Consider the following 21,361-nt stretch of genomic DNA (forward strand, 5'->3'; position numbering starts at 1 on the left):
CACCCGCCCCCACCCCGGCCCTCCCCCAAAGGGGGAGGGAGTTGCTGCGAGCCCCTCGGACGTCTTTGATCACCATGGGCTAGTCGTTGCGGCGAAGAAAGGCGAGAAAGCCCGGGTCCGCGTAGGCGGCGGGCGGCAGGTCGTCGGTGAGCAGCGCGGCGTCGACCTCGGCGATCTGGCGCGCGCGGGTCTCGTTGTGCAGGAAGTGGATGGCGACAAGGCCGGACACCAGCGCGACGCCCGACAAGGCCGTGGCGACACCGCCCCACAGGCCCAGCGCCCGGGCGCCCAAGCCGGTGATTCCGCCGGCAGCGCGGGCCTGGCGCACGGGCAGGGCCGAGGCGAGCACTTCGCGCCGGCGTGCCAGCGCCTGCTCGCGCGCCGCGCGAAGGCGTTCGCGGACATCGTGCGGAAGCGCCTCGGTTCCGGCGGACAGGCGCGCCGCGAGGCTGCGGCCGAGCGCGTCGGTGTGGGCGAGCGAAAGCTCGGTTGATTGCTTGTTCATGGTCTGACTCCCCGTGCCCGCAGCGCCTTGCCGAGGGCCTGCACCGCCCGAAAGCAGTGCGTCTTGACGCTTCCTTCGGTGCAGCCCATGGCCGCGGCGGTTTCCGCAACGTCCATCTCCTCCCAGTAACGCAGAAGGAAGGCTTCGCGTTGACGCGCGGGCAGCAGCATGACCTCGGCCTCGATGTCGCGGAAGGCCTGCGCCCGCTGCAGCTGGTCCTCGGCGCTCTCGGCGAAGGCGCTGCCGTCCTGCGGCAGGAGGTGCTCCAGCGTGGACTCGAAGCCCGCGTCCTCGTCGGCCGAGCCCAGGTCGTCCAGGTTGGTGAACACGGCCCCGCGCGTCTTCTGCCGACGGAACCAGTCGAGCGTGCTGTTGGCCAGGATGCGCTGGAACAGCATGGGCAGCTCGGCCGCCGGCTTGTCCGGGTAGTGCTCGGCCAGCTTCATCATGCTGTCCTGCACGATGTCCAGCGCACTCTCCGTGTCGCGCACGTGGTAGACGGTGCGCTTGAAGGCGCGGCGTTCGACGCCCTTGAGGAAGTCGGAGAGTTCTTGATCGGAGGCCAAGGCGGCGGAGCAGGAGGCCGGCAGAGCCCGGCAGTTGCGGCGCGCGATTATGTCATCGGCGTCGCAGCGTCCCCGCTTCATCCGCGAGGCCGTGCTGGGCCTTGCCGCATTGCGGTGCAATAATGTCGCCCGCAAGTCAAAAGGCAAACGAGTCCTGGTCCGGCGCGCGATCCGCCGCCCATGGCCAGGTGCTCTAAGTCCCGACGCTGCTTCACAAGAGTGGGCGAAGGGGCACCCCACGTTTTTCGTCAGAGAAAAATCGAAAGGTTGATCATGGAAGTCTCCAAGGCCGAGCTCACCTCGGCGGCCGCCGCTGGCGCCGACACGCAGGAACTGCGCGGCGCCGAAATCCTCGTCAAGTGCCTGCAGGCCGAAGGCGTCCAGTACATCTGGGGCTATCCGGGCGGTGCGGTGTTGCACATCTACGACGCCCTGTACAAGCAGGACACCATGCAGCACGTGCTGGTGCGCCACGAGCAGGCGGCCGTGCACGCGGCTGACGGCTATGCCCGCGCCACCGGCGAAGTGGGCGTGGCGCTGGTGACCTCCGGGCCGGGCGTGACCAATGCCGTCACCGGCATCGCCACGGCCTACATGGACAGCATCCCCATGGTCATCGTCACGGGCCAGGTGCCCACGGCGGCCATCGGCCTGGATGCCTTCCAGGAGTGCGACACCGTGGGCATCACGCGGCCCATCGTCAAGCACAACTTCCTGGTCAAGGACGTGCGGCAGCTGGCCGAGATCATGCGCCGCGCCTTCCACATCGCCCGCAGCGGCCGTCCCGGCCCGGTGGTGGTGGACATCCCCAAGGACGTCTCGTTCAACAAGACCGCCTGGAACGGCTATCCGGCCAAGGTGGAAATGCGCTCGTACAACCCGGTGCGCAAGGGCCATGGGGGCCAGATCCGCAAGGCCCTGCAGCTGCTGCTCACGGCCAAGCGGCCCTACATCTACACCGGCGGCGGCGTGATCCTGGCCAATGCCACCGAGCAGCTGCGCGAGCTGGTCAACCTGCTGGGCTATCCCTGCACCAACACGCTGATGGGCCTGGGCGCCTATCCGGGCAGCGACCCCAAGTTCCTGGGCATGCTGGGCATGCACGGCACGCTGGAAGCGAACAACGCCATGCAGAACTGCGACGTGCTGCTGGCCGTGGGCGCGCGCTTCGACGACCGCGTGATCGGCAACCCCAAGCACTTCGCGCAGAACGAACGCAAGATCATCCACATCGACATCGACCCCTCCAGCATCTCCAAGCGGGTGAAGGTGGACATCCCCATCGTCGGTGACGTCAAGGAAGTGCTGTCCGAGCTCACGGCCATGATCCGCGAGTCCGGCCTCAAGCCCGACGCGCAGGCGCTGGGCGGCTGGTGGGAGACCATCGAGGCCTGGCGCAAGCGCGACTGCCTGCGCTATGACCGCAACAACCAGCAGGTGATCAAGCCGCAACACGTGATCGAGACGCTGTGGAACATGACGCGCGGTGTCGAGACCTATGTCACTTCCGACGTGGGCCAGCACCAGATGTGGGCCGCGCAGTTCTACAAGTTCGACGAGCCGCGCCGCTGGATCAACTCCGGTGGCCTGGGCACCATGGGCGTGGGCATCCCCTACGCCATGGGCATCAAGCTGGCCAAGCCCGACGCGGAGGTGTACTGCGTCACCGGCGAAGGCTCGGTGCAGATGTGCATCCAGGAGCTGTCCACCTGCCTGCAGTACAAGACGCCCATCAAGGTGCTGTCCCTGAACAACCGCTACCTGGGCATGGTGCGCCAGTGGCAGGAGCTGGACTACGAAGGCCGCTACAGCCACAGCTACATGGACGCACTGCCGGACTTCGTGAAGCTGGCCGAGGCCTACGGCCACGTGGGCATGCTGATCGAGCACCCGCGCGACGTGGAGCCCGCGCTGCGCGAGGCGCGCAAGCTCAAGGACCGCACGGTGTTCATGGACTTCCGCACCGACCCTACCGAGAACGTGTTCCCCATGGTGCAGGCCGGCAAGGGCATCACCGAAATGCTGCTCGGGTCCGAAGACCTGTAAGCGGCGCTTTTTCTTCCACCCCACCGAACGAATCTATTGCCCGCCGAGCCCGCGCATTACCGTGCGCGGGGGAGGGCGGCGAAAAGAGGAGTCTCACCCTATGAAGCACATCATCGCGGTCCTGCTCGAGAACGAGCCGGGCGCCCTGTCCCGCGTCGTCGGCCTGTTCTCGGCGCGCGGCTACAACATCGAGTCGCTCACCGTCGCGCCCACGGAGGACCCGTCCCTGTCGCGCATGACGCTGCAGACCACCGGCTCGGACGATGTCATCGAGCAGATCACCAAGCACCTGAACCGCCTGATCGAAGTGGTGAAGGTGGTGGACCTCACCGAGGGCGCCTACACCGAGCGCGAGCTGATGATGGTCAAGGTGCGGGCCGTGGGCAAGGAGCGCGAGGAGATGAAGCGCATGGCCGACATCTTCCGCGGCCGCATCATCGACGTGACCGACAAGAGCTACACCATCGAGCTCACGGGCGACCAGTCCAAGAACGACGCCTTCCTGGAGGCCATCGACCGCAGCGCCATCCTGGAGACGGTGCGCACCGGCGCGAGCGGCATCGGGCGCGGCGAGCGCATCCTGCGGGTCTGAGGCCGCGGGCAGACCCATCTTCTTTCAGGGCTCAGCCACCTGCCCGTTCGGGCTGAGCCTGTCGAAGCCCCTCGCGGGGTGGAGCGAGCCCTTCGACAGGCTCAGGGCGAACGGCGAATTTGAATCAACCGGAGAGAGAGAAATGAAAGTCTTCTACGACAAGGACTGTGACCTGAGCCTGATCAAGGGCAAGACCGTCGCGATCATCGGCTACGGCTCGCAGGGCCACGCGCACGCGCAGAACCTCAACGACAGCGGCGTCAAGGTCGTGGTCGGCCTGCGCAAGGGCGGCGCGTCCTGGGACAAGGTGGGCAAGGCCGGCCTGAAGGTCATGGAAGTCAACGAGGCGGTGAAGTCCGCCGACGTGGTGATGATCCTGCTGCCCGACGAGCAGATCGCCGAGGTGTACCGGAACAACGTCGAGCCGAACATCCGCGAGGGCGCATCGCTGGCCTTCGCCCACGGCTTCAACGTGCACTACAACCAGGTCGTGCCCCGCGCCGACCTGGACGTGTGGATGGTCGCGCCCAAGGCTCCCGGCCACACCGTGCGCAACACCTACACGCAGGGCGGCGGCGTGCCCCACCTCGTGGCGGTGCACCAGGACAAGAGCGGCAAGGCGCGTGACCTGGCCCTGTCCTATGCCATGGCCAACGGCGGCGGCAAGGCCGGCATCATCGAGACCAACTTCAAGGAAGAGACCGAGACCGACCTCTTCGGTGAGCAGGCCGTGCTGTGCGGCGGCGCGGTGGAACTGATCAAGATGGGCTACGAGACGCTGGTCGAGGCCGGCTACGCGCCCGAAATGGCCTACTTCGAGTGCCTGCACGAGCTCAAGCTCATCGTGGACCTGATCTACGAAGGCGGCATCGCCAACATGAACTACTCCATCTCCAACAACGCGGAGTACGGTGAGTACGTGACCGGCCCCGAGGTGATCAACGAGCAGTCGCGCGCGGCCATGCGCAATGCGCTCAAGCGCATCCAGAACGGCGACTACGCCAAGATGTTCATCCTGGAAGGCCGCACCGGCTACCCCAGCATGACGGCCCGTCGCCGCAACACCGCCGAGCACAGCATCGAAGTGGTCGGCGCGCAGCTGCGCGCGATGATGCCCTGGATCGCCAAGAACAAGCTGGTGGACCAGAGCCGCAACTGATCGCGTCTCAAGCCTGCGTCCTTTCCCGCCTGCCAGGGAAGGGCGCAGTTGCAATCACCGCGCGCGGTGCTTGCAACTGCGTGGTTACACTGCGCCCATGCATGATGGATCCGACACGCACCCGACTGCGTCGAACAACGGCGTGGTGGTGCGCAAGCGCCGCAAAGGCATCTACATCCTTCCCAATCTCTTCACCCTGGCGGGCCTCTTCGGTGGCTTCTTCGCCGTGGTGATGGCGATGAACAACCGCTTCGACCTTGCCGCCGCCGGTGTCTTCGGCGCCATGGTGCTGGACAGCCTGGACGGGCGCGTCGCCCGCATGACCAACACGCAGAGTGCCTTCGGCGAGCAGATGGATTCGCTGGCCGACATGGTCTCCTTCGGCGCGGCGCCGGCGCTCATCGCCTACGTCTGGTCGCTGCAGGCCCTGGGCCGCTGGGGCTGGATCGCGGCTTTCGTCTACTGCGCCTGCGCGGCGCTGCGCCTGGCGCGCTTCAACGTCAACACGGGCGTGGTGGACAAGCGCTGGTTCCAGGGCCTGCCCTCGCCGGCCGCGGCGGCCCTGGTCACGGGCTTCATCTGGCTGATGAACGACTACGGCGTCAATCGCCTGGAGGCGGCCTGGGTCATGTTCGCGATCGCGCTCTACGCCGGCCTGACGATGGTGACCAACGTGCCGTTCTACAGCTTCAAGACCATCTCGATGAAGCGGTCCGTTCCCTTCGCGGCCATCGTGCTCATCGCCCTGGCCATTGCCGTCATCAACATCGACCCGCCGGTGGTGCTCTTCGCGCTCTTCGTCATCTATGGCCTCTCGGGCTACTGCGTCTACGCCTGGCGCAAGGGCAAGGGCATGCAGGCCAGCCTCATCAGCACGTCCACCGACGAGCCGGACGAGCGCGGGCTGCATCGCTGATGGCCGCCTGTGCTACATTCGCCCGCATGAACCGCATTGCGCTGGCCCTACTACTCACCTCCCACGGGCGGAGTCGGTAGCGCGCGCGCATTCACCTGATCACGGCCCGTTTGCACCAGCAGCGGGCCGTTTTCATTGGGGCTGCTGGTTCACCCGAGACATTCAAGAGGACTTGTCATGTTGAAGAACCCCGCCAGCAAGTACCGCCCCTTTGCGCCGGTGCGCCTCGCGGACCGCAGCTGGCCCGACGCGGTCATCACGCGCCCGCCCCTGTGGTGCAGCGTGGACCTGCGCGACGGCAACCAGGCGCTGATCGAGCCCATGGACGTGCAGCGCAAGCTGCGCCTGTTCCAGGCCCTGGTGCGCATCGGGTTCAAGGAGATCGAGGTCGGCTTTCCCTCGGCTTCGCAGATGGAGTTCGACTTCGTTCGCAAGCTGATCGAGGAAGACCTGGTCCCTGCCGACGTCACCATCCAGGTCCTGACGCAGGCCCGCGAGCACCTGATCCAGCGCACCTTCGAGGCCCTGCAGGGTGCGCGCCGCGCCATCGTCCACCTGTACAACGCCACGGCGCCCGTCATGCGCGAACGGGTGCTGGGCCTGGATGAAGACGGCATCGTCGAGCTCGCCACCCGCCACGCGCGCCTGGTGCGCGAGCTGGCCGAGCGGCAGCCGGCCACCGAGTGGGTCTTCCAGTACTCGCCCGAGATGTTCTCCGGTACCGAGCTGGCGTTTTCCAAGCGCGTGGTCGATGCCGTGACCGAAGCCTGGGAGCCCACGCCCGAGCGCAAGTGCATCGTCAACCTGCCTTCGACGGTGGAGCACTCCACGCCGAACATCTTCGCCGACATGATCGAGTGGATGCACCGCCACCTGGCGCGGCGGGACTGCATCGTGCTGTCGGTCCACCCGCACAACGACCGCGGCACGGGCACGGCTGCCGGCGAGTTCGCGGTGATGGCCGGGGCCGACCGCCTCGAAGGTTGCCTCTTCGGCAACGGCGAGCGCACCGGCAACCTGGACCTCGTCAACGTGGCGCTGAACCTCTACACCCAGGGAGTGGACCCGGGCCTGGACTTCTCCGACATCGACGAGATCCGCCGCACCGCCGAGTACTGCACGCAGCTTCCGGTGCACCCGCGCCACCCCTATGCGGGCGATTTGGTCTACACCTCGTTCTCGGGCTCCCACCAGGACGCGATCAAGAAGGCCTTCGCCGCACGGCGCGAGGGCGAGCCCTGGGACATGCCCTACCTGCCGGTCGACCCCAAGGACCTGGGCCGCAGCTACGAAGCGGTGATCCGCGTCAACAGCCAGTCCGGCAAGGGCGGCATTGCCTACCTGCTGGAAAGCGAGTACGGGCTGGAGCTGCCGCGCCGGCTCCAGATCGAGTTCAGCCAGGTGGTGCAGAACGTGATGGACGCCACGGGCAAGGAGCTGAGCGCCGCCGACCTCTTCGCGCTCTTCGAGCGTGAGTACGGCCTGCGCCGCATCGAGTCGCCGCGCCACCAGGTGGAGCACGGCGTGGACGCCGGCCGCGTGCAGGTGCACGCCGAGGCGGTCGTCGGCGGCCGCAGCCTCACGCTGCAAGGGGAAGGCAATGGGCCCATCGACGCCTTCGTCGCCGGGCTGCAGCAGGCCACGGGCGAGTCGCTGCGCGTGCTCGACTACCATGAACACGCCGTGGGCGAGGGCGCCGGCGCCCAGGCCGTGGCCTACCTGGAGATGCGCGTGGGCGAGCGCACCCTGTTCGGCGTCGGCATGGACGCCAGCATCGTCGCCGCGTCGCTCAAGGCGATCGTCTCTGCATTCGAGCGCGCCCGCAGCGGCGCCCAACAGGAGGAAAGCGCATGTCCGACGCACTGATCATCTTCGACACCACGCTTCGCGACGGCGAGCAGTCGCCCGGCGCGTCCATGACGCGCGACGAGAAGCTGCGCATCGCCCGGCAACTGGAGCGGCTGCGCGTGGACGTCATCGAGGCCGGCTTCGCCGCCAGCTCCAACGGGGACTTCGAGGCGGTGCAGGCCATCGCCAACGCGATCAAGGACAGCACGGTCTGTTCGCTCTCGCGGGCCAACGACCGCGACATCAGCCGCGCCGCCGAGGCCCTGGCCGGCGCGTCGCGGTCGCGCATCCACACCTTCATCGCGACCTCGGCGCTGCACATGGAAAAGAAGCTGCGCATGACGCCCGAGCAGGTGCTGGAGCAGGCCCGGCTGTCGGTGCGCTTCGCGCGCAACCTGTGCGGCGACATCGAGTTCTCCCCCGAGGACGGCTACCGCAGCGACCCGGATTTCCTCTGCCGGGTGCTGGAGGCGGTGATCGCCGAGGGCGCCACCACCATCAACGTGCCCGACACCGTGGGCTACGCCGTGCCGGAGCTGTACGGCAACTTCATCCGCACGCTGCGCGAGCGGGTGCCCAACTCGGACAAGGCGGTGTGGTCGGTCCATTGCCACAACGACCTGGGCATGGCCGTGGCCAACTCGCTGGCGGGCGTGAAGATCGGCGGGGCCCGGCAGGTCGAGTGCACCATCAACGGCCTCGGCGAGCGCGCGGGCAACTGCTCGCTCGAGGAGATCGTGATGGCCGTGAAGACCCGCAAGGACTACTTCGGCCTGCAGGTCAACGTGGACACGCAGCACATCGTGGCAGCCAGCCGCATGGTCAGCCAGACCACCGGTTTCGTCGTGCAGCCGAACAAGGCCGTGGTGGGCGCCAATGCTTTTGCGCATGCCAGCGGCATCCACCAGGACGGCGTGCTCAAGGCGCGCGACACCTACGAGATCATGCGGGCCGAGGACGTGGGCTGGTCGGCCAACAAGATCGTGCTGGGCAAGCTCTCCGGCCGCAATGCCTTCAAGCAGCGCCTGCAGGACCTCGGTGTTGCCATGGACAGCGAGACCGAACTGAACGCGGCCTTCGCCCGCTTCAAGGAACTGGCCGACCGCAAGAGCGAGATCTTCGACGAGGACATCCTCGCCCTCGTGAGCGAGGAGGATGCCGCCGCGCACCACGAGCAGTACGGCTTCGTGTCGCTGGCCCAGCACAGCGAAACCGGCGAGCGGCCGCACGCGGTGGTGGTCTTCACGGTCGCGGGCAAGGAAGTGCGCGGCGAGTCGGACGGCAACGGCCCGGTGGACGCATCGCTCAAGGCCATCGAAAGCCACGTGCGAAGCGGGGCGGAGATGGTGCTGTATTCGGTCAATGCCATCAGCGGCTCGACCGAGAGCCAGGGCGAGGTGACGGTGCGGCTCCAGAACGCCGGCCGCGTGGTCAACGGCGTGGGCGCCGACCCCGACATCGTGGTCGCCTCGGCCAAGGCGTATCTAAGTGCTTTGAACAAGTTACAAAGTAAAGCTGAGCGTGTGGCTGCACAAGGCTAGTTGCAATCCCTATAATTCGGAAACTTCTTAGGTTCTTCGCCTAAGTCGTTGATTCAGTGGGTTTTATCCGGTTTTTTTAGTTCTTTCTCATGCATTCGTGCCTGGGAGAGCCCGGTCAGCCACTTGCCGAATTCAGATTGCAATGACTCAACACCTGAAGCACTTCGTACATGTTGTTGCAGCCGCGCTGATCCTTGCGGGATTCGTTCCTGCTACGGCTTCAGCTGCGACCAAGAGCAACGTGGTGGCCAAGAAGAAGCAGGTGGCCAGCAAGTCCAAGCGGACCACGCGAAGTCCTTCGGTGGTCAAGCGCCGGGCGGTCGCCGAAAGCGCGGCCGTCGCGCCGCGCCTGTCTTATGCCCACCTGGCGGGCCTGCATGCGACGGAAGACGAACTGGACCTGAAGTCCAGCGTCGCCCTGGTGATCGACCAGGAAACGAGTGAAGTGCTGCTGTCCAAGAACCAGAACGCGGTGCTGCCCATCGCCTCGCTGACCAAGCTGATGACCGGCCTGATCATCAGCGAGGCCAGGCTCCCGATGGACGAGGTGATCACCATCACCCAGGACGACGTGGACACCGAAAAGTGGAGCGGCTCGCGCCTGCGCGTGGGCACCACGCTCACCCGCGCCGAAGCCCTGCACCTGGCGCTCATGTCCAGCGAGAACCGTGCGGCGAACGCCCTGGGCCGGACGTATCCCGGCGGCATGGCGGCCTTCGTGCAGCTGATGAACGGCAAGGCGCGCGAGCTCGGCATGCTCACCAGCACCTTCGTGGAGCCCACGGGCCTGTCCAGCCGCAACCAGTCCAGCGCCAAGGATCTGGCGGTGCTGGTCAAGGCGGCTTCCGCCGATTCGCTGCTGCGCGAGTACTCCACCTCCACCGGCTACCAGGTCGCCGTCGGCAAGCGCACGCTGCAGTACCAGAACACCAACCGCCTGGTGAAGAGCCCCGACTGGGAGATCGGCCTGCAGAAGACCGGCTACATCTCCGAGGCGGGCCAGTGCCTGGTCATGCAGGCGCAGGTGGCGGGCCGCAAGCTCATCATGGTGTTCCTGGACTCGGCCGGCAAGCTCAGTCGCATTGCCGACGCCGAGCGCGTGCGCCGCTGGGTGGAAGCGCGCAACCCGGGTGGCGAAAGCGGCGGTGGACTCATCCACACGCGCGCGGGAAGCTGAAAGGCGCGCCCGCCGTCACGGTCCCCAGCCACGGCCCTTCAGGGCCGTTTCTGTTTGCAGCGCAGAAGGCCTCAGCCGAAGCGTGCCTGCTCCTGTGCGTGCCCCAGCGCGCCGGAGATCTCCTGCGCCGTGGCCTGCAGCTTGGCCAGCCAGGACTCGTCCAGCCGGTCGGCCGGCGCGGAGATGGACAGGCCGGCCACCAGCCGGTCCTGGTCGTCGTAGATGCCGGCGGCCATGCAGCGCACGCCCAGCTCCAGTTCCTCGTTGTCCCGCGCAATGCCGTACTGGCGGGCCCGGGCGAGTTCGCGCTCGAGCGCCGGCAGCTGCGTGATGCTGTTGCGCGTGTGGCCGGGAAGCCCCGTGCGGGTGGCGTAGGCGCGCACGCGCTGCGGGTCGTCCGCGGCGAGGAACAGCTTGCCGGTGGAGGTCAGGTGCAGGGGCGCCCGGGCGCCGATGGCGCGCACCACCTGCATGCCCGAGCGTTCGCTGTAGGCGCGCTCGACATACACGATCTCGTCGCCCTGGCGCATGCTCAGGTTCACGGGCTGCTGGATCTGGCGGTGCAGCTCGCGCATGGGCGCCAGCGCAGCGTCGCGGACGTTGAGGCGCCCCTTGACCAGGTTGCCCAGCTCCAGCAGGCGCATGCCCAGGCGGTAGCTGCCGGCTTCGGGTCGGTCCACGAAGCGGCCGATGGCCAGGTCGTTGAGGATGCGGTGCGTGGTGGAGGGGTGCAGCCCCGTGCGCTCGGCAATCTCCTTGAGGGGCACGGCCTCCTCACGCGACGCCAGCACGTCGATCAGCGCGAACATGCGCTCGATCACCTGGATGGTCGGCTTGGCGGGCTTGTCGGGATCGGTCTTTCGCATGGGGCACCTTCGTGGCAGCCCGCGAATTTTACGTTGTGAAAACGTGCCCCGCCAACCGGGCTGCGTTCAGGCGTTCGCAGCGCGCGCCCAGTTGCCGTCCTGCAGCACCTCGAAAGGACGGAAGCGGCACTTGTAGTTCATCTTCGGGCTTTCGGCGATCCAGTAGCCCAGGTACACATGGGCCAGGCCCAGCTGGCGCGCCTGCTCGATCTGCCACAGCACGCTGTAGGTGCCGTAGCTGGCGGCGGCATCCGGCTCGTAGAAGGTGTAGACGGCCGAGAGCCCGTCGCCCAGCACGTCAAGGATGGAAACCATGCGCAGGGCGCCGGGCGAGCCGTCGGGCTGGGTCTCGCGGAACTCGACCAGGCGCGAGTTGACCCGGCTTTGCAGCAGGAACTGGGTGTACTGGTCGATGCTGTCGTGGTCCATGCCGCCGCCGCAATGACGCCCGCTCTGGTAGCGCAGGTAGAGCTGGTAGTGCTCGGGCACGAAGCAGAGCTTGAGGACGCGGGCCTGGAGGTTCTGGTGGCGTCGCCAGGCGCGGCGCTGGCTGCGGTCGGGCGTGAACTCGGCCGCCAGCACGCGCAGCGGCACGCAGGCACGGCAGCCGTCGCAGTAGGGCCGGTAGGTGAACATGCCGCTGCGCCGAAATCCGCTGGTGACCAGATCCGAATAGGCGTCGTTGTGGATCAGGTGGCTGGGCGTGGCCACCTGCGAGCGGGCCTGGCGACCGGGCAGGTAACTGCAGGGATAGGGCGCCGTGGCATAGAACTGCAACGTCTGGAGCGGAAGATCCTTGAGAAGGGTCACGCCATCAAGCCTTTGGCAGCACAAGCTCGCGCCAGTATACGGGGTCGAATTCCCAGGCCAGCGCAGGCCGTTGCGTGTTGCGCAGCACTGCCGCAACAAAGTTCGCGCGCTCGATTTCGCGCGCCCCCAGCGAAGCCAGGTGGCTGGTGTTCTGCTGGCAGTCGATCATCTCCACCTGCTGCGCGCGACAGAAGGCGACCAGGCCCGCCAGCGCGATCTTGGACGCATCGGGAGCGCGCGTGAACATGGACTCGCCGAACACGGCTCGCCCGATGCTCACGCAGTACAGCCCGCCGGCGAGCTGTCCGTCGATCCAGGTCTCCACGCTGTGGGCCCAGCCGCGCCGGTGCAGCGCCTGGTAGGCGCGCAGCATCTCCGGCACGATCCAGGTGCCCGACTGGCCTTCGCGCGGGCTGGTGGCGCAGGCGCGGATCACCTCGCTGAAGGCGCTGTCGAAGCGCAGCTCGCAGTGCGGGTCGGCGACGAACTTCGCGAGCGTCTTGCGCAGGGACCGGTGCAGGCGGAACTCGCCCGGAAAGAGGACCATGCGCGGGTCCGTGCTCCACCAGAGGATGGGCTGACCCTGGCTGAACCAGGGGAAGATGCCCGAGCCGTAGGCGCGCAGCAGCGTGTCCACGTCCAGCGCGCCCCCGGCGGCGAGCAGGCCCGGCGCCGGTGCATCCGGGCCCCAGGCCTGGCCCGGGTCGGGGAAGGCGTCACCGGGCTGCAGCCAGGGCAGCGGGAGGGGGCGCCGGGTCATGCCGCCCAGCTCCACTCGCGCAGGGTCCAGTCGGGAAGCGGGCCGCGCGTGGCGACCGCACCGATCCACGCGTCGGGCGAAGGCAGGTCGGCCACATGCCAGTCTTCGGTACGCAGCTGCGGATGATCCGAGGCCAGGATGCGCGCCTCGGGACCGACGCTCACGCTGAGCCTGTGCACGTCGTCGTCGAGGCCGCAGCCGGCCGCCTTGAGCAGCGCTTCCTTGCGCACCCAGGCGCGAAGGCGCGCGCGCGCCCGTTCCTGCGGCGCACAGGCCGCGATGGCCGCGCGTTCGAGGGCGCTGAACACCGTCTCGTCGAGCTCGTCCAGCTCGGCGGTGCCGGGGCACTCGATGTCCACACCGACCGCCTGCGCGCGCGAGATGCCGACCAGCGCGTGGTCGTCGGCGTGGGCGAGGTTGAAATGCAGCACTTGTGTGTCCAGTTCCGGCCGGCCGGCGGGCCCCAGGCGAAACGACAGGGCGCGTGGGGAGCGGTCCAGGGCGCGGCCCAGGATGAGCCGAAGCGCCGCATGCGAGGCGATGTAGCGCTGCGCGTGCAGCGGGTGGTGGAAGCACGCTGCCCGTGCGCGTTCGCTCTCGTCCAGCATGCCCGAGGCCCGGTCGAGCTCGGCCGGCGGCAGGCGCAGGGGAACATGCCAGAGTTCCATGGGCCGATTATGAGCAGCACGCCGCCGTGCCGCGCCGGCCTGGACACGCGATGTCGGCGCCCGCCGACCTGGCTGCGCGGCCCATGCGCCTAAGGTGCGTCGATTGTCGAACTCGAGGAGCGCGCATGTGGTTTGATTCCTGGGAGCAGATCGGCCGCGTCCTGATGGTGGGGCTTGCCGCCTACGCCAGCCTGGTGCTCGTGCTGCGGACCTCCGGCAAGCGCACCCTCTCCAAGCTCAACGCCTTCGACCTGGTGGTCACCGTGGCCATGGGCTCCACGCTCGCGACCGCGCTGCTGTCCAAGGACGTGGCCTTCGCGGAGGCGTTGGCGGCCTACATCGTGCTGGCGGGTGGGCAGTGGGTGGTGGCGCGGCTGTCGGTGCGCTCGGCCCGCTTCGCGCACCTCGTGCGCTCGGCGCCACGCCTGCTGGTCTACCAGGGACGGCTGCTCGGCGAGGCCCTGGACGACGAGCGGATCACGCACGACGAACTGCTCTCGGCCCTGCGCGCCGGCGGCTTCGGTCGCGTGGAGGACGCGGCCGCGGTCGTGCTGGAGTCGGACGGCTCCATCAGCGTGCTGGGCACGGCGCCACCCGTGGGCGCGGGGACGCTGCAACGCGTGGTCCATCCGGCCGAGTCCTGAGGCATCAATGGGAATGCACTGACCCGTGCCCCCGCGCGTCGAAGCAGTGCGGCTCGTTCGCCTGCGCGCAGGCCGTGCGTTCCAGCTGGATGGTGCTGTGGTGGATGTGGAAGCGGCTGGCCAGCAGGGCCGACAGGCGCGCGAGCAGCGACTCGTGTGCCGTGCCCTCGGCCATCACCACGTGGACGCTCAGGCTGACCGCCGCGGTGCCCAGCGACCAGACGTGCAGTTCGTGCACGCCGCTCACGCCCGGCTCGCGCAGCAGGGCCTGCTCCACCTCGTCCATCTCGATGTGCTCGGGCGTGCCCTCCAGCAGCACGTGCGTGCTGGCGCGCAGCAGCTGCCAGGAGCGGGGCAGCACCCACAGGCCGATGAGCGCGGCCACCAGCGGGTCCAGCCACAGCCAGCCGGTGGCGCCGATCAGCAGGGCGGCGACGATGACGCCGACCGAGCCCAGCATGTCGCTCCACACCTCCAGGTAGGCGCCGCGCAGGTTGAGGTTGTCGTTGCGCCCCGCGTGCAGGATCCACATGCCCGCCAGGTTGGTCAGCAGCCCGAGCACCGCGACGCCCAGCATGGTGGCCGACTCCACGGGCGGCGGATCGATGGCGCGCGTGACCGCCTCGAACAGGATGTAGGCAGAAGCCAGCAGCAGCAGCACCGCATTGAGCGCGGCGGCGAGCACTTCGAAGCGGTGGTAGCCGAAGCTGCGCCGCGGGTCGGCAGGGCGCTGCGCCAGGCGCGTGGCCGATAGCGCAATGGCCAGGGCCGCGGCGTCGGTGAACATGTGCGCCGCATCCGAGAGCAGCGCCAGGCTTCCGGACACCAGCGCCCCGATCAGCTCCGCCACCATCACCGTGCAGGTCAGGGCCAGCACGATGGCCAGCCGCGTCGAGGTCGCGCCGCGGGCGTGGTCGTGTGCGTGGCCGTGCCAGTGGCCGGTGTGATCGTGTCCCATCCCCGGCATTCTCGGCCAGCACGCAGGCGCTGCGGGACGGGCCGGGGCCGCGCTCACTTTCTCAGTGGGCGAAGGCGCGCTGCAGGGCCAGGATGTCCGGGGGAGGGCCGATGCCGGGAGCCGAGCCCAGCAGGCAGCGACCCGCCTCGGCGTCCGAGAACGCCGGGGCGAGCTCGCTGCGCAGCGGGTTGGCGTTCGCATCCACCTCGAGCAGGCCGTCGCCGCCGGTGGCGGCCAGCAGGTGGGCCGAGTGCAGCAGGCCCACGCCGCCACCCAGGTAATGCGGGCAGAAGCGCCGCCCGGCCGACAGCACCTTCGAGATCACGGGCCAGCAGCCGGAGATGCCGCCCCACTTGGCGACGTCCGGCTGGAACACCGTGACGGCGCCCGCGTCGAGCGCCGCGTCGAAGGCCGCGCCGCCGGCAAGGTTCTCGCCCGCGGCCAGGGGCAGTGGGCAGCCCCGCGCGAGCTGCTGCCATTCGGACCAGGGCCGGTCGGCCCGCAGGGGTTCCTCCAGCCAGCGCAGGCCGAAGTCGGCGAGCGGCCCGGCCATGGCCAGTGCCTCGTCCAGGTTCCAGGCCTGGTTGGCGTCCACCATGAGTTCGATGCGATCGCCGAAGGCCTGCCGGATGGTGCGCAGGTTGGCGAGGTCCCGCTCGGTGCCGAAGCCGACCTTCAGCTTGAAGCTGCGATAGCCGTGCGCATGGCGCTGCGCGACCAGCTGCTCGGGCGCCGTGGGATTGATCCCGCTGGCGTACACCGCCACCTCGCCGCTGCGGCCGCCCAGGTGGGCCCACAGCGGCTGGCCGGCGCGGCGTGCACACAGGTCCCACAGGGCCAGGTCGATGGCCGAGATCGCCTGCGCCATCGGACCGGGTTCGCCCGACTGCAGTGCGAGCACCGCCGTGCGTTCGCTGAGCCAGTCGAAGGCCTGGACGGGGCCGTCGAAATCGCGGGAGGTCAGCAGCGGTGCGAGCACGGTCTCCAGCAGCCGCGCCCGGTGCTCGGCGCCACACGAGGGGAAGTTGCACCAGGCCTCGCCCCAGCCCTGCGCGCCCTCGCTGTCCTCCACCCGCACGAAGACCGCGGGTCGGTCGTGCATCACCCCGAAGGAGGTCTGCACCGGCGTGGCCACCGGCGCGCGCAGGACGAAGGCTTCGAGCCGCGCGATGCGCAGCGCCGCGGACGGCAGGGGAGGCAGGGTCATGGCTTCAGGTCCATCTCGAGTCGGATCGCGTCGCCCCGGTAGACGACGTCGGCAAAGTAGATGACCACGCCATGCCGGTCCTTGAACACCCGCCGCACCTCGGCGGTCGGCGCGTTCACCGGCACCTCCAGCAGGTGCGCCACTTCGATGTCGGCGGTGCCGATGGTCAGCACCTGGTGCGCCTCGTGGATGTCCACGCCGGGCATCGACACCAGCAGCGGGATGACCGTGCGGCTGCGAAAGCGGGCGGGCGACTGGCGGAAGATGCGCTCGTCCAGGTAGATGTCGATCACGCAGTAGGGCTGCCCGTCGCGCAGGTGCACGCGGCGCATGTAGGCATAGCGCGCCGCCGGCGTGCCTTCGGTCAGGGACAGCGGTGGCTCGGTGACGGACTCGTCGATGTTCACCACGCGCGGCTGGGTGTCCTCGTACACGCGGGCCAGCTCGGCCAGCGTGGTCACCACGTTGATGATGCGCCCGCGCGGCGGCTCGCCGGTCACGAAGGTGCCGCGCCCGCGCTGGGGTGACAGCAGTCCTTCGCGGGCCAGCAGGTCGATGGCCTGGCGCACCGTGACCCGCGCCACGCCGAACTCTTCCATCAGCACTTCCAGCGAGGGCAGGCGATGCCCGCGCGGCCACTGCCCCCGGTCGATGCGCGCGCGCATGAGGTCGGCCAGCTGCAGGTAGAGCGGAACGGGGCTGTCCTGGAAACGCGAGGCTAGGGAAATCGGGGATGTTGCGCGCACGGCGAAATAGTACTATTGATAGGATGTTAGGTAAACACATGCTTTGGCTGCTCGCGCCCTGGGTGCTGATCGTGGCCGTGTGGTATGGCATCCGCGCCAGCGGCTTCGTGGAGCCGGCCCTGGTGCCGGCACCCCACCAGGTGCTGCGCAAGTTCGTCGAACTGTCGCAGGGTCGCCTCTGGATCGACGTGTGGATGTCCACGCAGCGGGTCTTCATCGGCGTGGCGCTGGGCGTGCTGCTGGCGGTGCCCGTGGGCTTCTGCCTGGGCTGGTACCGGGGGCTGCGCCGCTTCATGGACCCGGTGATCAACTTCTTCCGCGCGCTGCCGCCCATCGCGCTGATCCCGCTGGTCATCGTGTACTTCGGCATCGGCGAGGCGGCCAAGACCGCCATCCTGTTCTACGCCTCCTTCTTCGCCGGCGTCATCGTCATGTACGAGGGCATCGCGCAGATCAGTCCGCTGTTCGTCAAGGTGGCGCGCACGCTGGGCGCGAACGACATCGAGATCTTCGGCAAGGTCATCGTGCCGCTGACGGTGCCGCACATCCTCACGGCGGTGCGCGTGGCGCTCGGCGTGGCCTGGGCCACGCTGGTCGCGTCCGAACTCATCGCCGCGCAGCAGGGCCTGGGCGCCCTGATCCAGAACGCCTCGTCCTTCTTCCAGCTGGACATCATCTACGTGGGCATCATCTGCATCGGCTTCATCGCGCTCGTGATGGACCTGCTCCTGCGGCTGGCCACGCGCCGCCTGGTCGCCTGGCAGGACCGCATCGCATGAACGCCATCCCACGCACCGACATGCAGGAAGCCCCGCAGCCTGCGCGCATCCGCTTCGAGAACGTCTCGGTGGACTTCCCGACCGCGCAGGGCCCCATGCGCGTCATCGACGACATCAGCCTGGACATCGGGCACCGCGAGTTCGTCTCCATCATCGGCCCGTCCGGCTGTGGCAAGACCACGCTGATGAACATCCTCGGGGGCTTCGTCGCGCCCACCCGCGGGCGGGTGCTGCTGGATGGCCGGCCCGTCCCGGGGCCCGGCCCCGACCGCGGGGTCATCTTCCAGGAGTACGGCGTCTTCCCCTGGCTCACCGTGCGGCAGAACATCGAGTTCGGCCTGCGGCTGAAGGCCAACCGCGCCGACGCCGCCGCGCGCGCCGAGGTCACCGACCGCTACATGCGCCTGATGGGCCTGGCGGACTTCGCGGACCACTTTCCCAAGCACCTGTCCGGCGGCATGCGCCAGCGCCTGGCCATCGCCCGTGCCTATGCGGTCAAGCCCGAGTTCCTGCTGATGGACGAGCCCTTCGGCGCCCTGGACGCGCAGACCCGGTCGGCCATGCAGGACCTGCTGCTGGAGGTGCTGCAGACCGAGAACAAGACGGTGCTCCTCATCACCCACTCGGTGGAGGAGGCCATCTACCTGTCCTCCCGCATCGTCGTGGTCACGGCCAGGCCGGCGCGCATCCGCACCATCATCGACGTGCCCTTCGGCTACCCGCGCGCAGAGCAGGTGCACGACGACCCGCGCTTCACCGAGCTGCGATCGCACATCCGCGAACTGGTCATGCAGGAGTACGCCGCCCAGGCACGCCAGCAGACCGTGCGCCTGTCCGACTGATCCCGCTTCGCCCCCCTGTCCAACCACCCGAAGGAGACATCCATGTCCATGCAACGCCGCCAGCTGATCCAGGGAGCCGCCGCCGCGGCCGCCATCACCGCCTTGCCCGCCTTCGGGCAGGCGCGAACCAAGGTCAAGGTGGGTTACCTGCACACGCCTGCGGTCGATGGGCACATCTGGATCGGCCAGCAGAACAACGCCTATGCGAAGCAGGGCCTGGACCTGGAGCTGGTGCAGTTCACGACCGGGCTGGAGCTGTTCCAGGCCATGATCGGCGGCAGCCTGGACATGCTCTCCACCGGCGCCGTGGTGTCCAACTTCCCGGCACGCGGCCAGGGTCGCGTGTTCCTCATGAACAACATCGAGTACGCCACCGCGCAGCTGTGGGTGCGGGACGACATCAAGAGCGTGGCCGACCTCAAGGGCAAGCAGATCTCCACCACCACGGGCACCACCGCCCACGTGTTCCTGGACCGCGCGTTGCGCGCCGCCAAGCTCGATCCGGCCAAGGACGTGCAGATCGTCAATCAACGCATGACCGAGGCCGTGACTTCGTTCATTTCTGGCGCGGTACCGGCCGTGGCCCTGTGGGTGCCGTTCGACACCACCATCCGCCAGAAGATGCCGACCGCCCGCAAGATCAGCGATGCCTCCGCCTTCTTCCCGGAGGCCGCGATCATGGGCGGCTGGGCGGCCCGCAACGACTACTACGAAAAGAACCGGCCCGTGGTGGAGAAGCTCATCGCCGGCTGGGCCGATGCCAATGCCTTCATCACCGGCAAGCCCGACGAGGCCGCCGAGATGCTGCAGAAGTCCAACTACAAGGAAGTGCCGCTGGCCGATTTCAAGGAGCAGTTCAAGGCGAGCAAGTACTACACCAACGCCGAGTGGCGCACGCGCTACCAGGACGGCACCGTCACCAAGTGGCTGCAGCAGGTGACCGACTTCTTCGTCGAGAACGCCAAGATCCAGAACGCGGTGAGTGCCGACAAGTACTTCGACTCCGCGCCCTTCCTGGCCACGGTGAAGGCATGACGCTGGGCGCAGCGGCCGGCTACGACTACATCGTGGTGGGCGCCGGGTCGGCCGGCTGCGTGCTGGCCAACCGCCTGAGCGCCGACCCGGCCTGCCGCGTGCTGCTGCTCGAGGCCGGGGGGCGCGGCGGCCATTTCTGGCTGCGGCTTCCCATCGGCTATTTCCGCAGCATCTACGACCCGCGCTTCACCTGGCAGTTCCCACTGGAGCCGCAGGAGGCCACGGGCAACCGCGACATCCTCTGGCCGCGTGGCAAGGTGCTGGGCGGCTCCAGTGCCATCAACGGGCTGCTCTACATCCGTGGCCAGCACGCCGACTTCGATGACTGGGCCCGTGCCGGCGCCCGCGGCTGGAGCTATCGCGAGCTGCTGCCGTTCTTCAAGCGCTCCGAGCGCTACGAGGGCGGAGAAAGCGAATACCACGGTGCAAGCGGCGAGCTGTGCGTGGCCAACCTGCGCAACGAGCACCCGTACTGCGACGCCTGGATCGACGCAGGCGTCGAGGCCGGTTTCGGCCGCAATCCCGACTTCAACGGCGCGCGCGCCGAGGGCCTGGGCGCCTACCAGCTCACGCTGCGCGGCCATTGGCGCTGCGACGCCGCCACGGCCTTCCTCGCGCCGGCCATGCACCGGCCCAACCTCACCGTGCTCACGGGCGTGCATGTCACGCGCGTTCAGGTCGAGAGCGGCCAGGCGCGAGGCGTGGAGTGGATCGAGGGCGGCGAACGTCGCAGTGCCATCGCGGACCGGGAAGTGGTGCTGGCCGCCGGCGCGCTGCAGTCCCCGCAGCTGCTGCAGCTGTCCGGCATCGGACCGGCCCCGCTTCTGCAGCGCCATGGCATTGCCGTGCAGGTGGACGCGCCCGAGGTCGGCGCCAACCTGCAGGACCACTACCAGGCTCGCGTGATCGTCAAGCTCAAGCGGCGCATGTCGCTCAACGACCAGGTGCGCAACCCGTTGGCCCTGGCGCGCATGGGCTGGCAGTGGCTCGCCGGGCAGCGGGGGCCCCTCACGGTCGGCGCGGGCCAGGTGGGCGGCATGGTGTGCAGCGAACATGCGCAAGGTGGCCGGCCCGACGTGCTGTTCAACGTCATGCCGCTTTCCGTGGACAAGCCGGGCGATGCACTGCACCGTTTCTCGGGCTTTTCCGCCTCGGCCGCGCAGTGCCGTCCGCTCTCGCGCGGCAGCGTGGAACTGTGCAGCGCCGACCCGCTGCAGCTGCCGCGCATCGTGTCCAACTACCTCACGCACCCGCACGACATCCGCGTGCTGGTCTCGGGCCTGAAGATCCTGCGCGACATCGTGCGCCAGCCTTCCTTTCGCGACCTGGTCACCGGCGAGGAATACCTGCCCGGCCAGGACCTGCGCAGCGACGAGGCGCTAGCGCAGTTCGCCCGGCACCGGGGCGGCACGGTGTTCCACCCCACCAGCACCTGCCGCATGGGCGAAGACGCCGGCGCGGTGGTGGATTCGCAGCTGCGCGTGCGGGGCGTGGAGCGGCTGCGCGTCGTCGATGCCTCGGTCATGCCGACCATGGTGTCCACCAACACCAACGCGGCCGCGATCATGATCGGCGAGAAGGGTGCTGACCTCATCCTGCGTGGCGCCACGGCGGCGGCGCAGCGGCCGCGCGCGACAAGCACGGCAGGAGCTTGAGCCGCGGGGGCGGCCCGCCGCCGCCTTGCATTCCGTGACGC

Annotated in this window: 21 protein-coding genes; 12 read left to right on the forward strand and 9 right to left on the reverse strand. The window is 68.5% G+C overall.

Annotated features, from left to right (window positions below; translation table 11 throughout):
- Positions 1–79 precede the first annotated feature (79 nt).
- Both EZ242_RS02940 and EZ242_RS02945 read right to left on the reverse strand, forming a co-directional pair.
- Positions 80–505 carry a DUF3619 family protein gene (locus tag EZ242_RS02940; RefSeq protein ID WP_135283602.1) on the reverse strand — a complete coding sequence of 142 codons (426 nt, stop codon included), beginning with the start codon at positions 503–505 and terminating at the stop codon, positions 80–82.
- Positions 502–1,071 carry an RNA polymerase sigma factor gene (locus EZ242_RS02945; RefSeq protein WP_135283603.1) on the reverse strand — a complete coding sequence of 190 codons (570 nt, stop codon included), beginning with the start codon at positions 1,069–1,071 and terminating at the stop codon, positions 502–504. The genes EZ242_RS02940 and EZ242_RS02945 overlap by 4 nt, the downstream gene beginning before the upstream one ends.
- Positions 1,072–1,344: 273 nt before the next feature.
- Here EZ242_RS02945 and EZ242_RS02950 point away from each other — a divergent pair, with 273 nt between their 5' ends.
- From EZ242_RS02950 to EZ242_RS02980, 7 genes are all read left to right on the forward strand, one after another.
- Entirely contained in the window at positions 1,345–3,117 is a 1,773-nt protein-coding gene (locus tag EZ242_RS02950) for an acetolactate synthase 3 catalytic subunit (RefSeq protein ID WP_135283604.1), read from the forward strand.
- A 100-nt stretch (positions 3,118–3,217) separates the two neighbouring features.
- Entirely contained in the window at positions 3,218–3,709 is a 492-nt protein-coding gene (gene ilvN / locus EZ242_RS02955) for an acetolactate synthase small subunit (protein WP_135283605.1), read from the forward strand.
- 142 nt (positions 3,710–3,851) lie between these two features.
- Positions 3,852–4,868, forward strand: a complete 1,017-nt coding sequence (ilvC, locus tag EZ242_RS02960) for a ketol-acid reductoisomerase (RefSeq protein WP_135283606.1) — start codon at positions 3,852–3,854, stop codon at positions 4,866–4,868.
- Between the two features lie 97 nt (positions 4,869–4,965).
- Positions 4,966–5,784: a CDP-diacylglycerol--serine O-phosphatidyltransferase gene (gene pssA, locus EZ242_RS02965; RefSeq protein WP_135283607.1), complete on the forward strand. Its 819-nt coding sequence runs from the start codon at positions 4,966–4,968 to the stop codon at positions 5,782–5,784.
- Between the two features lie 177 nt (positions 5,785–5,961).
- Entirely contained in the window at positions 5,962–7,650 is a 1,689-nt protein-coding gene (leuA, locus tag EZ242_RS02970; RefSeq protein ID WP_135283608.1) for a 2-isopropylmalate synthase, read from the forward strand.
- A complete protein-coding gene (locus tag EZ242_RS02975; RefSeq protein WP_135283609.1) occupies positions 7,635–9,173 on the forward strand; it encodes a 2-isopropylmalate synthase in 1,539 nt (512 codons plus the stop codon). Before leuA ends, EZ242_RS02975 begins: the two co-directional genes overlap by 16 nt.
- Positions 9,174–9,315: 142 nt before the next feature.
- A complete protein-coding gene (locus EZ242_RS02980) occupies positions 9,316–10,350 on the forward strand; it encodes a serine hydrolase (protein ID WP_135283610.1) in 1,035 nt (344 codons plus the stop codon).
- A 71-nt stretch (positions 10,351–10,421) separates the two neighbouring features.
- Here the strand turns inward: EZ242_RS02980 and EZ242_RS02985 are convergent, their stop codons facing one another.
- The 4 genes from EZ242_RS02985 to EZ242_RS03000 all read right to left on the reverse strand — a co-directional run bounded on the left by EZ242_RS02985 (position 10,422) and on the right by EZ242_RS03000 (position 13,454).
- Positions 10,422–11,216, reverse strand: a complete 795-nt coding sequence (locus EZ242_RS02985) for an IclR family transcriptional regulator (RefSeq protein ID WP_135283611.1) — start codon at positions 11,214–11,216, stop codon at positions 10,422–10,424.
- Between the two features lie 66 nt (positions 11,217–11,282).
- Complete coding sequence (locus EZ242_RS02990) at positions 11,283–12,026, reverse strand: arginyltransferase (protein WP_135283612.1); 744 nt, start codon at positions 12,024–12,026, stop codon at positions 11,283–11,285.
- Positions 12,027–12,030: 4 nt separating this feature from the next.
- On the reverse strand, positions 12,031–12,786 hold the full coding sequence (aat, locus tag EZ242_RS02995; RefSeq protein ID WP_135283613.1) for a leucyl/phenylalanyl-tRNA--protein transferase: 756 nt from the start codon (positions 12,784–12,786) through the stop codon (positions 12,031–12,033).
- Complete coding sequence (locus EZ242_RS03000; protein ID WP_135283614.1) at positions 12,783–13,454, reverse strand: 4'-phosphopantetheinyl transferase family protein; 672 nt, start codon at positions 13,452–13,454, stop codon at positions 12,783–12,785. Before EZ242_RS03000 ends, aat begins: the two co-directional genes overlap by 4 nt.
- A 125-nt stretch (positions 13,455–13,579) precedes the next feature.
- On the opposite strand from EZ242_RS03000, the gene EZ242_RS03005 reads away from it, so the two are divergent.
- Complete coding sequence (locus EZ242_RS03005; protein WP_135283615.1) at positions 13,580–14,098, forward strand: DUF421 domain-containing protein; 519 nt, start codon at positions 13,580–13,582, stop codon at positions 14,096–14,098.
- Between the two features lie 4 nt (positions 14,099–14,102).
- On the opposite strand, the gene EZ242_RS03010 is transcribed toward EZ242_RS03005, so the two are convergent.
- The 3 genes from EZ242_RS03010 to EZ242_RS03020 form a co-directional block, all read right to left on the reverse strand.
- Complete coding sequence (locus tag EZ242_RS03010; protein WP_135283616.1) at positions 14,103–15,056, reverse strand: cation diffusion facilitator family transporter; 954 nt, start codon at positions 15,054–15,056, stop codon at positions 14,103–14,105.
- A 61-nt stretch (positions 15,057–15,117) separates the two neighbouring features.
- On the reverse strand, positions 15,118–16,263 hold the full coding sequence (locus tag EZ242_RS03015; RefSeq protein ID WP_135283617.1) for a mandelate racemase/muconate lactonizing enzyme family protein: 1,146 nt from the start codon (positions 16,261–16,263) through the stop codon (positions 15,118–15,120).
- Positions 16,260–17,009, reverse strand: coding sequence for a GntR family transcriptional regulator (locus EZ242_RS03020; protein WP_240786962.1), 750 nt, complete (start codon positions 17,007–17,009; stop codon positions 16,260–16,262). The genes EZ242_RS03015 and EZ242_RS03020 overlap by 4 nt, the downstream gene beginning before the upstream one ends.
- A gap of 38 nt (positions 17,010–17,047) precedes the next feature.
- On the opposite strand from EZ242_RS03020, the gene EZ242_RS03025 reads away from it, so the two are divergent.
- From EZ242_RS03025 to EZ242_RS03040, 4 genes are read left to right on the forward strand one after another with little or no spacing between them, the layout of a single operon-like run.
- The gene (locus tag EZ242_RS03025; RefSeq protein WP_240786963.1) at positions 17,048–17,788 is read left to right on the forward strand and encodes an ABC transporter permease; all 741 of its coding nucleotides are present in this window, start codon (positions 17,048–17,050) and stop codon (positions 17,786–17,788) included.
- The gene (locus EZ242_RS03030) at positions 17,785–18,630 is read left to right on the forward strand and encodes an ABC transporter ATP-binding protein (protein ID WP_135283619.1); all 846 of its coding nucleotides are present in this window, start codon (positions 17,785–17,787) and stop codon (positions 18,628–18,630) included. The genes EZ242_RS03025 and EZ242_RS03030 overlap by 4 nt, the downstream gene beginning before the upstream one ends.
- Positions 18,631–18,672: 42 nt before the next feature.
- Positions 18,673–19,665 carry an ABC transporter substrate-binding protein gene (locus EZ242_RS03035; protein WP_135283620.1) on the forward strand — a complete coding sequence of 331 codons (993 nt, stop codon included), beginning with the start codon at positions 18,673–18,675 and terminating at the stop codon, positions 19,663–19,665.
- Positions 19,662–21,320 carry a GMC family oxidoreductase gene (locus EZ242_RS03040; RefSeq protein ID WP_135283621.1) on the forward strand — a complete coding sequence of 553 codons (1,659 nt, stop codon included), beginning with the start codon at positions 19,662–19,664 and terminating at the stop codon, positions 21,318–21,320. The genes EZ242_RS03035 and EZ242_RS03040 overlap by 4 nt, the downstream gene beginning before the upstream one ends.
- Positions 21,321–21,361: the final 41 nt, after the last annotated feature.

Origin of the sequence: Ramlibacter rhizophilus, assembly GCF_004681965.1 — a bacterium.
Taxonomy (GTDB): domain Bacteria; phylum Pseudomonadota; class Gammaproteobacteria; order Burkholderiales; family Burkholderiaceae_C; genus Ramlibacter; species Ramlibacter rhizophilus.

What these genes read in the sequence shown, in the direction of transcription:
- EZ242_RS02940 (WP_135283602.1), bottom strand. Translation starts at nt 505, where the DNA reads ATGAACAAGCAATCAACCGAGCTTTCGCTCGCCCACACCGACGCGCTC.
- EZ242_RS02950 (WP_135283604.1), top strand. Translation starts at nt 1,345, where the DNA reads ATGGAAGTCTCCAAGGCCGAGCTCACCTCGGCGGCCGCCGCTGGCGCC.
- ilvN (WP_135283605.1), top strand. Translation starts at nt 3,218, where the DNA reads ATGAAGCACATCATCGCGGTCCTGCTCGAGAACGAGCCGGGCGCCCTG.
- ilvC (WP_135283606.1), top strand. Translation starts at nt 3,852, where the DNA reads ATGAAAGTCTTCTACGACAAGGACTGTGACCTGAGCCTGATCAAGGGC.
- pssA (WP_135283607.1), top strand. Translation starts at nt 4,966, where the DNA reads ATGCATGATGGATCCGACACGCACCCGACTGCGTCGAACAACGGCGTG.
- leuA (WP_135283608.1), top strand. Translation starts at nt 5,962, where the DNA reads ATGTTGAAGAACCCCGCCAGCAAGTACCGCCCCTTTGCGCCGGTGCGC.
- EZ242_RS02975 (WP_135283609.1), top strand. Translation starts at nt 7,635, where the DNA reads ATGTCCGACGCACTGATCATCTTCGACACCACGCTTCGCGACGGCGAG.
- EZ242_RS02980 (WP_135283610.1), top strand. Translation starts at nt 9,316, where the DNA reads ATGACTCAACACCTGAAGCACTTCGTACATGTTGTTGCAGCCGCGCTG.
- EZ242_RS02985 (WP_135283611.1), bottom strand. Translation starts at nt 11,216, where the DNA reads ATGCGAAAGACCGATCCCGACAAGCCCGCCAAGCCGACCATCCAGGTG.
- aat (WP_135283613.1), bottom strand. Translation starts at nt 12,786, where the DNA reads ATGACCCGGCGCCCCCTCCCGCTGCCCTGGCTGCAGCCCGGTGACGCC.
- EZ242_RS03000 (WP_135283614.1), bottom strand. Translation starts at nt 13,454, where the DNA reads ATGGAACTCTGGCATGTTCCCCTGCGCCTGCCGCCGGCCGAGCTCGAC.
- EZ242_RS03005 (WP_135283615.1), top strand. Translation starts at nt 13,580, where the DNA reads ATGTGGTTTGATTCCTGGGAGCAGATCGGCCGCGTCCTGATGGTGGGG.
- EZ242_RS03010 (WP_135283616.1), bottom strand. Translation starts at nt 15,056, where the DNA reads ATGGGACACGATCACACCGGCCACTGGCACGGCCACGCACACGACCAC.
- EZ242_RS03015 (WP_135283617.1), bottom strand. Translation starts at nt 16,263, where the DNA reads ATGACCCTGCCTCCCCTGCCGTCCGCGGCGCTGCGCATCGCGCGGCTC.
- EZ242_RS03025 (WP_240786963.1), top strand. Translation starts at nt 17,048, where the DNA reads ATGCTTTGGCTGCTCGCGCCCTGGGTGCTGATCGTGGCCGTGTGGTAT.
- EZ242_RS03030 (WP_135283619.1), top strand. Translation starts at nt 17,785, where the DNA reads ATGAACGCCATCCCACGCACCGACATGCAGGAAGCCCCGCAGCCTGCG.
- EZ242_RS03035 (WP_135283620.1), top strand. Translation starts at nt 18,673, where the DNA reads ATGTCCATGCAACGCCGCCAGCTGATCCAGGGAGCCGCCGCCGCGGCC.
- EZ242_RS03040 (WP_135283621.1), top strand. Translation starts at nt 19,662, where the DNA reads ATGACGCTGGGCGCAGCGGCCGGCTACGACTACATCGTGGTGGGCGCC.